2 protein-coding genes are annotated in these 1,975 nt (G+C 74.9%); one reads left to right on the forward strand and one right to left on the reverse strand.

The window, feature by feature from the left end:
* A partial coding sequence (locus AB0E77_RS34140) for an MFS transporter (RefSeq protein WP_361578894.1) occupies window positions 1-398 on the reverse strand: 398 nt, incomplete at its 3' end.
* Between the two features lie 107 nt (window positions 399-505).
* Here AB0E77_RS34140 and AB0E77_RS34145 point away from each other — a divergent pair.
* Entirely contained in the window at window positions 506-1,543 is a 1,038-nt protein-coding gene (locus tag AB0E77_RS34145; protein WP_361578891.1) for a LacI family DNA-binding transcriptional regulator, read from the forward strand.
* Window positions 1,544-1,975: the final 432 nt, after the last annotated feature.

Raw genomic sequence — 1,975 nt, forward strand, 5'->3', positions numbered from 1 at the left:
TCGCGGAGCACGCTCGGCCACAGGGCCCGCAGGCCGCCCTCCAGCGGGGGTGTGAAGAGGCCCGCGGCTCCCACGGCCACGTACGCGAGCGCAGCGGGCTCGGTACCGGCGAAGGCGAACAGGGTCATGGCGAGGCCCGACAGCACGGCGGCCGGCAGCTGCACGCGGGGCTGCCCGTGCAGGTCGACCAGCCGTCCCAGCACGGGCTGCCCCACGGCGTTGGCGACCCCGTAGACGGCGGCCAGGGCCCCCGCCAGGCTGTACGAGCCGCCCTCGGCCCGAACGAACAGCACGATCGCGATCGCCGCGGTGGCGTTGGGCAGCCGCCCCACGAGCGTGCCGACGAGCAGCCGTACGGCGTGCCGCGCCCGGAGAATGTCCAGGTATCCGGCGACCACGACCCACCCCCTTCGCATGAGACCTCGATGAGGTTTTACGTATAACTTCCGTTGCCATACGTACCATGTCGGCTGTTCACGAGTCCAGACGAAAGCGCAGGGGAACGGTGGCACGAGGCAGTACCCGCCCCACCAGCCGGGACGTCGCCCAGGCCGCCGGCGTCTCCCAGGCGGCGGTCTCCCTGGTCCTCGGCGACAAGTGGCGCGGCCGGGTGTCGGAGCCCACCGCCCAGCGCGTCCGCGAGGCCGCCGACGCGCTCGGCTACCGCCCGAACCTCGCCGCCCGCAATCTCCGCCTCGGCCGCACCCGCACGGTCCTGCTGGTCGTCCCGGCGCTGACCACCGAGTTCTTCGCCGGCGTCTACACCGGCGCGGCGCGCGTCGCCGCGGAGCACGGCTTCGGCGTGGTCCTCTACCCCTCCCCCGAGGGCGTGGGTCCGGCCCGGGACCCCTTCGCCTCCGCCCGGGCCGCCCTGGACGGCGTCATCGCGTCCTCCATGGCCGCCGACGCGCTCTCCGCCATCCGCGGCGACCAGCTGCCGCTGGTCATGCTGGACAGCGACCCGGAGGGCAGCCTGGGCGCGGCGACGGTCAACCTGGACATCGCGGACGCGGTCCGCCAGCTCGCGGAACACCTTCTGGGGCTGGGCCACCGCCGATTCCTGCACCTCGCGGCGGACGTCCCGTCCTGGACGTTCGAGGTCCGCGCACGGGAGCTGTCAGCACGGCTGGACGCCGTTCCCGGCACCACGCTGCGCACCGCGCGGGCCGCCATCTCGATCGAGGACGCCCTGACGGCCACGGCGACCGCACTCGCGGAGCCGGGTCCGCGTCCGACGGCGCTGGTCTGCGACGACGACAAACTGGCGGTCGGCGCGTACAAGGCGGCCCGGCGGATGGGGCTGCGCATCCCCGACGACCTCTCGGTCACGGGCCTCGACGACCTCGGCCTGGCCACCGCCATCGACCCCGAGCTGACGACGGTCCGCCTGGACGCGGAACTGTTCGGCGAACGGGGGATGCGGGCGCTGCTGGCGGTACTGGAGGGCGGGACGCCCGAGGCCGGGGACATCCCGGTGGACCTGGTGGTACGGGGCTCGACGGCGCCCCCGGGGTGGGCGACGGACCATGCGCCCCGGCGCTGAAGCGGACCGGGGGTGGGTGCACGTGGCTTTTGTTGCCTGGGTGCCCGGAGCGGGCGCGAGGCGGGGGTGGGTCGCGCAGCCCGGCGCTACGGGGTGCCTCCCCCAGAGGGGGGCAGAGGAGGGACCCCAGCGCCCACCCGTGCCGCCCTGGGGGCACCTCCCAGGCCGTTCAGGCACTGGGGAGGCACGACTGCCCGCAGCCAGGACGGCACGGCGGGCGACTGCCCGCAGCCAGGACGGCACGGCGGGGGCGACTGCCCGCAGCTGGGGCGGGATGGGATGGCAGCCGTCAGCCGCGTACGGCGAGAAGGGGCCGTGTCGGGGGGTGTCCGCCCGCAGCGGTTGGCGCGTCAACGCCCCGCCTGCTGGCAAGGAACCGATTTCGCGCCGTTCCGAGGACGGACACCCCCCGGCGCGGCCCCGACCCACCAC

This window comes from Streptomyces sp. NPDC032940, from assembly GCF_040636935.1.
In the GTDB taxonomy this organism is placed as follows: domain Bacteria; phylum Actinomycetota; class Actinomycetes; order Streptomycetales; family Streptomycetaceae; genus Streptomyces.